The organism is Streptomyces sp. CWNU-52B (genome assembly GCF_047444975.1).
Lineage (GTDB): Bacteria > Actinomycetota > Actinomycetes > Streptomycetales > Streptomycetaceae > Streptomyces.
Map to the genome: position 1 here is coordinate 153,769 of NZ_JBLFJV010000027.1, position 8,802 is coordinate 162,570.

At 71.8% G+C, this 8,802-nt stretch carries 9 protein-coding genes; 6 read left to right on the plus strand and 3 right to left on the minus strand.

Going from position 1 to position 8,802, the window contains the following annotated elements:
- Positions 1 to 86: 86 nt before the first annotated feature.
- From ACLVWQ_RS25280 to ACLVWQ_RS25290, 3 genes are all read left to right on the plus strand, one after another.
- On the plus strand, positions 87 to 1,013 hold the full coding sequence (locus tag ACLVWQ_RS25280) for a lysophospholipid acyltransferase family protein (protein WP_414111450.1): 927 nt from the start codon (positions 87 to 89) through the stop codon (positions 1,011 to 1,013).
- On the plus strand, positions 1,010 to 2,029 hold the full coding sequence (locus ACLVWQ_RS25285; RefSeq protein WP_414111451.1) for an NAD(P)H-dependent glycerol-3-phosphate dehydrogenase: 1,020 nt from the start codon (positions 1,010 to 1,012) through the stop codon (positions 2,027 to 2,029). Before ACLVWQ_RS25280 ends, ACLVWQ_RS25285 begins: the two co-directional genes overlap by 4 nt.
- Positions 2,030 to 2,131: 102 nt before the next feature.
- Complete coding sequence (locus ACLVWQ_RS25290; RefSeq protein ID WP_414111452.1) at positions 2,132 to 3,301, plus strand: D-alanine--D-alanine ligase family protein; 1,170 nt, start codon at positions 2,132 to 2,134, stop codon at positions 3,299 to 3,301.
- Between the two features lie 241 nt (positions 3,302 to 3,542).
- Here the strand turns inward: ACLVWQ_RS25290 and ACLVWQ_RS25295 are convergent, their stop codons facing one another.
- Together ACLVWQ_RS25295 and ACLVWQ_RS25300 are read right to left on the minus strand one after the other, a co-directional pair.
- Positions 3,543 to 4,052: a DUF3515 domain-containing protein gene (locus ACLVWQ_RS25295; RefSeq protein ID WP_414111453.1), complete on the minus strand. Its 510-nt coding sequence runs from the start codon at positions 4,050 to 4,052 to the stop codon at positions 3,543 to 3,545.
- A 20-nt stretch (positions 4,053 to 4,072) separates the two neighbouring features.
- On the minus strand, positions 4,073 to 4,306 hold the full coding sequence (locus ACLVWQ_RS25300; protein ID WP_081219627.1) for an Lrp/AsnC ligand binding domain-containing protein: 234 nt from the start codon (positions 4,304 to 4,306) through the stop codon (positions 4,073 to 4,075).
- Between the two features lie 270 nt (positions 4,307 to 4,576).
- Between ACLVWQ_RS25300 and ACLVWQ_RS25305 the strand changes: the two genes are divergently transcribed.
- Positions 4,577 to 5,542, plus strand: coding sequence for a thiamine-phosphate kinase (locus ACLVWQ_RS25305; protein WP_414111454.1), 966 nt, complete (start codon positions 4,577 to 4,579; stop codon positions 5,540 to 5,542).
- Positions 5,539 to 6,411 carry a bifunctional hydroxymethylpyrimidine kinase/phosphomethylpyrimidine kinase gene (gene thiD / locus ACLVWQ_RS25310; protein ID WP_414111455.1) on the plus strand — a complete coding sequence of 291 codons (873 nt, stop codon included), beginning with the start codon at positions 5,539 to 5,541 and terminating at the stop codon, positions 6,409 to 6,411. The genes ACLVWQ_RS25305 and thiD overlap by 4 nt, the downstream gene beginning before the upstream one ends.
- Before the next feature lie 127 nt (positions 6,412 to 6,538).
- Here thiD and rpmB read toward each other — a convergent pair whose 3' ends face one another.
- Entirely contained in the window at positions 6,539 to 6,724 is a 186-nt protein-coding gene (gene rpmB / locus ACLVWQ_RS25315; protein WP_055517842.1) for a 50S ribosomal protein L28, read from the minus strand.
- Between the two features lie 340 nt (positions 6,725 to 7,064).
- Between rpmB and ACLVWQ_RS25320 the strand changes: the two genes are divergently transcribed.
- The gene (locus tag ACLVWQ_RS25320) at positions 7,065 to 8,771 is read left to right on the plus strand and encodes a DAK2 domain-containing protein (protein WP_414111456.1); all 1,707 of its coding nucleotides are present in this window, start codon (positions 7,065 to 7,067) and stop codon (positions 8,769 to 8,771) included.
- Positions 8,772 to 8,802 lie beyond the last annotated feature (31 nt).

Genomic DNA, 8,802 nt, shown 5'->3' on the forward strand with positions numbered 1-8,802 from the left:
GAAGCCGGGGCGTACGGTGTTCTCGACAGACCGGCGGCCCGGGGCGACACTTGTGCGGCCCCCAGGCCCAAGAGGAAGGTGTTCGCGTGTCCCGCCGCAGAATCAGCTTCTGGTACCGCTTCGCAGCGGTCCTGTGCAAACCGCCACTGGTGGTTCTGATCAAGCGGGACTGGCGTGGAATGGAGCACATTCCTGCCGATGGCGGATTTATCACCGCGGTGAACCACAATTCACACGTGGACCCGTTCGCGTACGGACACTTCCAGTACAACACCGGGCGGGTTCCGCGTTTCCTCGCCAAGAGCGGGCTTTTCAAGACGGGTTTCGTGGGGGCGGCCATGCGGGGGACCGGGCAGATCCCGGTGTACCGCGAGAGTTCCGACGCGCTCAGCGCCTACCGGGCCGCGATCGACGCCGTACGGCGCGGGGAGTGCGTCGCCTTCTATCCCGAGGCCACCCTCACCCGTGATCCCGGCCTGTGGCCGATGACCGGCAAGACGGGTGCGGCGCGGGTCGCCCTGGAGACCAGGTGCCCGGTGATCCCGGTGGCCCAGTGGGGCGCCAACCACCTGCTGGCTCCGTACGCCAAGAAGCCCGACCTCTTCCCGCGCAAGACGCACCACGTGCTCGCGGGCCCGCCCGTGGACCTCTCGCGCTTCTACGACAAGGAGATGACCCCCGACCTCCTGAACGAGGCGACGGAGGTCATCATGGCCGCGATCACCGCGCAGCTGGAGACGATCCGCGGTGAGAAGGCGCCCGCCACGCGCTACGACCCGCGCCAGGTGCGCAGGGAGCAGCGGCGCCGGACGCGGGAACAGGAAGCCCAGGACGAGCAGGCCGCGCGGGACGAGCAGGGGGACGAGCGGGAACGGACCGCGCAGACGGCGGATGCGGCGGACGCGGCGGATGCGACAGACTCGGCCGGGACAGCGGGTACGACAGAGGCGGCGCAGGCGGAGCCGGCGCAGCACCTGACCGAGGCAGAGCACGAAAAGGGGCACGGCAAGTGACGACATCCGGCAGGCCCGTCAAGGCGACCGTCTTCGGGACCGGATCGTGGGGCACGGCCTTCGGCGTGGTGCTCGCCGACGCCGGCTGCGACGTGACGCTGTGGGGACGGCGGGCCGGGCTCGCCGAGACGGTCAACTCCACCCGGACGAACCCCGACTACCTGCCGGGCATCGAACTCCCGCGGAACCTGCGGGCCACCACGGACGCCGCCGAGGCCGCCCACGACGCCGACTTCACGGTGCTCGCCGTCCCCTCGCAGACACTGCGCGGGAACCTGGCGGAGTGGGCGCCGCTGCTCGCGCCCGGCACGGTGCTCGTGTCCCTCATGAAGGGCGTCGAACTCGGCTCCGCGATGCGGATGAGCGAGGTGATCGAGGACGTCGCGAAGATCGGCGCCGACCGGATCGCCGTGGTCACCGGGCCCAACCTGGCCCGTGAGATCGCCGCCCGGATGCCGGCCGCCGCCGTGGTCGCGTGCAGCGACGAAGGGGTGGCCCAGCGCCTCCAGGCCGCCTGCCACACGCCGTACTTCCGCCCGTACACCAACACCGACGTGGTGGGCTGTGAACTCGGCGGCGCCGTCAAGAACGTCATCGGCCTCGCCGTCGGTATCGCGGACGGCATGGGACTGGGCGACAACGCCAAGGGGTCCCTCATCACACGAGGGTTGGCGGAGACGACCCGGCTCGGGCTCGCGATGGGCGCCGACCCGCTGACGTTCTCCGGGCTCGCGGGCCTGGGCGACCTCGTGGCGACCTGTTCCTCACCGCTCTCGCGCAACCACACCTTCGGCACCAACCTCGGCAAGGGCATGACCCTCCAGGAGACCATCGCGGTCACCAGGCAGACCGCCGAAGGCGTCAAGTCCTGTGAGTCCGTGATGGACTTGGCGCGCCGGCACGGGGTCGACATGCCCATCACGGAGACCGTCGTCGGCATCGTCCACGAGGGCAAGCCGACGGTCGTCGCGGTCAAGGAACTGATGGGGCGCAGCGCCAAACCCGAACGACGCTGAGGGCCGTCCCCGCGACACTCGGCAACCGTCCGGGCGACGCACAGCGACCAGCCCCCATGGACGCTGACTCAGCGCAGTACCAACGGGTACGCTCAACGCGATATGAGCACTGAGAACCTTCCCCAGAGCCCTGAGCAGAGCCCTGAGCAGCCGCCGCGCAAGCCGCGCGTGGCTGTCGTCTTCGGCGGCCGCAGTTCCGAACACGGGATCTCCATGGTCACCGCCGGTGCCGTGCTGCGGGCCATCGACCGGACCACGTACGACGTCCTGCCGATCGGCATCACCCGGGAAGGCCGTTGGGTGCTCACCGCGGACGCGCCGGACCGGATGACGATCACCGAGCGCCGTACGCCCGACGTCGAGGAACTCGCCGAGTCGAGCGAGGGCGGCGTGATCCTGCCCGTCGACCCCGCCAACCGCGAGGTGGTCTACAGCGAGCCGGGCTCGGTTCCCAAGGCGCTCGGCGAGGTCGACGTCGTCTTCCCGGTGCTGCACGGCCCGTACGGGGAGGACGGCACCCTGCAGGGCCTGCTGGAGCTGTCCGGTGTGCCGTACGTCGGTTCCGGTGTGCTCGCCTCGGCCGTCGGCCAGGACAAGGAGTACATGAAGCGGGTGTTCACCTCCTTCGGGCTGCGGGTCGGCCCGTACGTGGTGGTCCGGCCCCGCGAGTGGGAGCAGGACGAGCCGACGGCCCGCAAGAAGATCATCGACTTCGCGGGGGAGCACGGCTGGCCGCTCTTCGTGAAGCCCGCGCGTGCGGGGTCCTCCATCGGCATCACCAAGGTCGAGGACCTGTCCGGTCTCGACGAGGCGATCGAGGAGGCGCGCCGCCACGACCCGAAGTTCCTGGTGGAGGCGTTGCTGCGGGGCCGCGAGATCGAGTGCGGGGTCCTGGAGTTCGAGGACGGGCCCCGGGCCTCGGTGCCGGCCGAGATCCCGCCGGTGCAGTCGCACACGTACTACGACTTCGAGGCGAAGTACATCGACTCGACGCCCGGCCTCGTGCCCGCCCCGCTGACCCCCGAGCAGACCGCCGAGGTGCGGCGCCTCGCGGTCGAGGCCTTCGACGCGGCGTCCTGCGAGGGGCTGGTCCGGGCGGACTTCTTCCTCACCGAGGACGGCGAGTTCGTGATCAACGAGATCAACACGATGCCCGGCTTCACACCCATCTCCATGTACCCGAAGATGTGGGAGGCGACGGGAGTCCCCTACCCGCAACTGGTGGACACCCTGCTCCAGGCGGCCCTACGCAGAAAAACAGGCTTGCGCTGACCCACGCGACCGGCGGGGCGGCAGCCGGGGGCGCGGGGAACGGCGCAATCTTCTGCCTTCGGGGGACGCGGCCAACGGCGGGGTCGTGCGCTTTTGGAGGCGCGGCCAACGCTGGGGTCCTGTGCTTTTTGGGGGCGCGGGGAACTGCGCAATCTTTTGAGGGGCGCGGGGAACTGCGCGACCAGCCACAACGGACCCGCACCCGAGAACGCACCCGCACCCGCCGACCCGCCCCACACCTTCAGTCCGCGATCCCCTCAGGGACCGCCTCCTTGATGGCCCCGGCCAGATCGACAAGCACAGAAGCCGTGTCCCGCCCGGAGGGCACCGTCACCTCGACATACACCACCCGCTGCGCGGAGGTGAAGCGGGACGACCCGTCGTCCCGCTTCTCCATCAGCCACCCGACCCCGTTCACCCCGCCGCCGACCGCGTCGGGGTCCCTGCCGTCGGCCACGTCCGGGTCGACCATCTTCGCGGGCCGCGACACCCCGCAGCGCAGTATGATCGCCGGGCTTCCCCAGCCCGCGGTCAGTACCGACCGGGGCTCGGGATCCTTCCGATCGAGGCCGTCCACCTTCCGTGGCAACGACTTGTCCAGGTTCTGGCACAGCTTGGTGGCCTTCGTGCCCGGACTGGGAACCGAGGCCGGGATGTTGTCGTCTGCTGAGGAGCAGCCAGTGGCAGCGATCAGCAGGACGAGGGCGGGCAGCCCGACCGAAGAAGGAAGCCGGTGACGGAAGAAGTCCACCGGCCCAGCGTAGACGGGGGCTACAGGTGCACGACCGGGCAGGTCAGAGTACGAGTGATGCCGTCCACTTGCTGGACTTTCGCGACCACCATGCGGCCGAGCTCGTCCACGGTGTCGGCTTGGGCCCGCACGATCACGTCGTACGGCCCGGTGACGTCCTCGGCCTGTATCACCCCCGAAATCTTGCTGATGGTCTCGGCGACGGTCGACGCTTTGCCGACCTCCGTCTGGATCAGGATGTACGCCTGTACCACGGAACCTCCAGGGCGGCCACGAGGATCATGTGGGGAAAAGGAACGCCACGGTATCGCGTCGCCGCACGCCACGGGGAGACCCGCGGGGGCGGGGCTTGCGCGCCAGGGTGCACGGACCTCACAGGTTGACGGTCTCTTCGACCGTACCGAGGCCACAGGCCCTCCGCGACCGGACGGACGCACACACGGACCGGACGGACGCGCACACGACGGTGGCCGCAGGGTCGGCCACCGGATCAACCACAGCACGAAGGGAACAGGTGAGACTCGGTGAAGGGAACCGTGGGCGAGTTGGGGGAGTTCGGGCTGATCAAAGAGCTCACCTCCCGGCTCACCACCACCCCGGCGGTACGCGTCGGGCCGGGCGACGACGCGGCCGTGGTGGCCGCCCCCGACCGCAGGGTCGTGGCGAGCACCGACATCCTCCTGGAGGGGCGGCACTTCCGGCGTGACTGGTCCACGGCGTACGACGTCGGGCGCAAGGCGGCCGCACAGAACCTCGCGGACATCGCCGCCATGGGAGCCGTGCCCACCGCACTGCTGCTCGGCCTGGTCGTCCCGGCCGAACTGCCCGCCACCTGGCCCTCCGAGCTGATGGACGGCCTGCGTGACGAGTGCCAGGTCGCGGGTGCGGCCGTGGTCGGCGGAGACGTCGTACGCGGCGACACCATCACCGTGGCGATCACCGCCCTCGGCGATCTGCGCAACCACGAGCCGGTGACCCGGGCCGGCGCCCAGCCCGGCGACGTGGTCGCGGTGACGGGCTGGCTCGGCTGGTCCGCGGCCGGGCACGCCGTGCTCTCCCGCGGTTTCCGCTCGCCGCGCGCCTTCGTCGAGGCCCATCGCCGCCCGGAGCCGCCGTACCACGCGGGCCCCGCGGCCGCCGGGCTCGGCGCGACCTCCATGACGGACGTCAGCGACGGGCTCATCGCCGACCTCGGGCACATCGCCGAGGCCAGCAAGGTGCGCATAGACATCCGCTCCGGCGCGGTGGACATCCCCACGCAGATGAACGACATCGGGCAGGCCGTCGGGGTCGACCCGATCCAGTGGGTGCTCACCGGCGGAGAGGACCACGCGATCGTCGCCACCTTCCCCGCGGACGTGAAACTGCCCGCCCGCTGGAAGGTGATCGGCGAGGTCCTCCACCCCTCGGCGCTGCCCCAGGTCACCGTCGACGGGGCGCCCTGGACGAGCAAGGGCGGCTGGGACCACTTCGGGGACATCGAGTCATGAGCGTGCCGCCCCGGGTGACCAGCGCCCCGCCCCTGGTGCTGACGGTCGCGGGCTCCGACTCCGGTGGCGGGGCCGGGATCCAGGCCGACCTGAAGACCATGCTCGCGCTCGGCGTGCACGGCATGAGCGTGCTCACCGCCGTCACCGCGCAGAACTCCCTCGGCGTGCAAGGCGCCTGGGAACTGCCGGTGGAGGCGGTGCGCGCCCAGTACCGCAGCGTGGTCGACGACATCGGTGTCCAGGCGGTCAAGACCGGCATGCTCTCCTCCGCCGAACTCGTCGAGGCCGTGGCCGAGTTGATCGCGGGGACCGACGCACCCGCCGTCGTCGACCCGGTCGGTGTCTCCAAGCACGGCGATCCGCTGCTCGCCTCGTCCGCACTGGACTCCGTACGGACGCGGCTGCTGCCCGTGGCCACGGTGGCGACGCCGAACCTCGACGAGGTGGCCCAGCTGACGGGCGTACGGGTCGAGTCGGCGGACGGGATGCGGCGCGCGGCGGCGGCGGTGCTGTCGTACGGGCCGACGTGGGCGCTGATCAAGGGCGGCCATCTGAGCGGGGACGACGCCGTGGAGGCCGTGGACTTCCTCACCGACGGCTCCGACGAACTCTGGCTGCGCGCGCCCCGGTTCGACAACCGGCACACCCACGGCACGGGATGCACGCTCGCGAGCGCGATCGCCTCGGAGCTGGCGAAGGGGCGGACGGTGCCGGACGCGGTCGTGGCGGCGAAGGAGTACGTCACCGGGGCCATCGCGGCCGGGTTCGCGCTCGGCGCCGGGATCGGGCCGGTGGATCACGGATGGCGGTTCGGGGAGGGGCGCCCCGATCGAGGTCGCGGTCCGGGGGCGGAGGACGGGCGCGCGTAGCCGTGCGTGGGCGCGCGCAGCCCCGCGCGCGGGTTCCTCCCGCGTCCGGGCACAGCAAAAAGCCGGTCCACGACAAGTGGACCGGCTTTGAGCAGCGAACCAGCAGTGGCCGCGCGCTAGCAGAGCGTCAGCGCGAGACCTTGCCGGCCTTGATGCACGAGGTGCAAGCGTTCAGGCGCTTCGGCGTCCCGCCGACCACGGTACGGACGCGCTGGATGTTCGGGTTCCAGCGACGGGACGTACGGCGGTGAGAGTGCGAGATGCTGTTGCCGAAGCTCGGCCCCTTGCCACAGACGTCGCAGTTGGCAGCCACGGGTCACTCCAAAGACTTCAGATGCTCTTACGGTTGATCCCGGCATGCCGGGATCAAGATCTAGGATCTGAGTGGCGGTGCCAGGGGAAAGACCCGATGTGATCGGGCAACCGGAGCAGCATACAACGACTGCGTCCGTACAACGAAACTACCATGTCCGGCGCGAGGTCCTTCCCGGCCCTCTCCCTCCGCGCTCCCCGGCCGCCGCCGGAGGAGGACCGGCCGGGGACCGGTGAAGACCGCGCGGGGGTCACCCGGCCTGGGGCTACGCTGCGTCGGACGTTCGGCTGCTCAGACACATGAGGCTGCTCAGACATACGGCTGCTCGAGGAGGGCGCAGGTGGCGCAGGTGCCGCAGACATGGGACGCATCCGCGGTACGCGCCTGGTGCGGACTCGCACTGGAGGCCCTCGGCCGGGCGCGCGAGGAGATCGACGCGATCAATGTCTATCCCGTCGCGGACGGGGACACCGGTACCAACCTCTATCTGACCGTCGAGTCGGCCGCCGCGGCGGTCGAGGCGGTCTTCGCGGCGCACGCCGCCGTCTCCGGGCCGCAGCCGGCCGAGCGGCCCACGCTCGCCGACGCGGTACGGGCCATGGCGCACGGCGCGCTCATCGGGGCCCGGGGCAACTCCGGGACGATCCTCGCGCAGCTCCTGAGGGGCATGGCCCAGGCGCTCGCCCCCGACGGCGTCCCCGGCGGCACCCCGGGCACTCCCGCCGGCGGTGGGGAGGACCTGCGGCTGGCACTCCGGCACGCGGCCGACGCCGCCAGGCAGGCCGTCGCGCACCCGGTCGAGGGGACGGTCCTCACGGTCGCCTCGGCCGCCGCCGACGCCGCCTCGGGCACCGAGGGGGACTGCGCGGCGGTGGCGCGGGCCGCGTACGAGGGTGCGCTGGCGGCGCTCGCGGCGACCCCCGGGCAACTGGCGGTCCTGGAGCGGGCCGGAGTGGTCGACGCGGGCGGCCGGGGACTGGTGGCCGTGCTGGCGGCGCTGGTGGAGACGTTCACGGGCGAGGCACCCGCGGTGGGAGCCGTGCGGGCGGTGGTGGCCCAGGCGCGCGTGGAGGCCGGTGCGGGGGAGTGCGCGGAGGGCGCCGCCGCCCTGGCGGAGAGCGGCCCCGCGTTCGAGGTGATCTACCTCCTGGAGGCGGGCGACGCGGCGGTCGCACGGCTGCGCGACCGGCTCGACGGGCTCGGGGACTCGCTCGTCGTGGTCGGCGGGGACGGGCTGTGGAACGTTCACGTGCACGTCGACGACGCGGGCGCCGCGGTGGAGGCGGGAGTCGAGGCCGGCCGGCCGTACCGGATCCGGATCACGCACTTCGGGCCGGCCGACGCGCACACGACGGGCTCGACCGTCCGGCCGGCCCCCGAGAGGGCGCAGCGGGCCGTCGTGGCCGTCGTCCCCGGTGAGGGCCTCGCGCTGCTCTACGCGGAGGCCGGGGCCACGACCGTCCTCGCGCGGCCCGGGGAGCCGCCCGCGAGCGGTGAACTCGTCGAGGCGCTACGGCGGGCGCACGCGCTCGAAGTGGTGCTGCTGCCGAACGACGCGGAGCTGCGGCACACCGCGGCGGTGGCTGCCGAGCAGGCCAGGACCGAGGGTGTGCGGGTCGCGCTGATCCCGACGCGGTCGGCGGTGCAGGGGATCGCGGCGCTGGCCGTGCACGAGCCGGAGAGGCGCTTCGACGAGGACGTGGTGGCGATGACGTCGGCGGCGGGCGCGACGCGGTACGCGGAGGTGGAGGTCGCGGAACGCCAGTCCTGGACCATGGCGGGCATCTGCCAGGCCGGAGACATCCTGGGGCTCATCGAGGGTGATGTGGCGGTGATCGGCTCCGATGTGACGGCGACCGCGGAGGCGGTGCTGAACCGGATGCTCGCGGCGGGTGGTGAGATGGTCACGCTGGTGCTGGGCGACGAGGCGCCCGACACGATCGCGGACCATCTGGAAGCGCGGGTCCGGGAGTCCTATCTGGCGGTGGACACGGTGGTGTACCGGGGTGGCCGCCAGGGGGCTCTGCTGCTGATCGGAGTGGAGTGACCGCGGCCGGCTGACCGCGGGCGCGTCGTGG

What these genes read in the sequence shown, in the direction of transcription:
- ACLVWQ_RS25290 (WP_414111452.1), top strand. Translation starts at nt 2,132, where the DNA reads ATGAGCACTGAGAACCTTCCCCAGAGCCCTGAGCAGAGCCCTGAGCAG.
- thiD (WP_414111455.1), top strand. Translation starts at nt 5,539, where the DNA reads ATGAGCGTGCCGCCCCGGGTGACCAGCGCCCCGCCCCTGGTGCTGACG.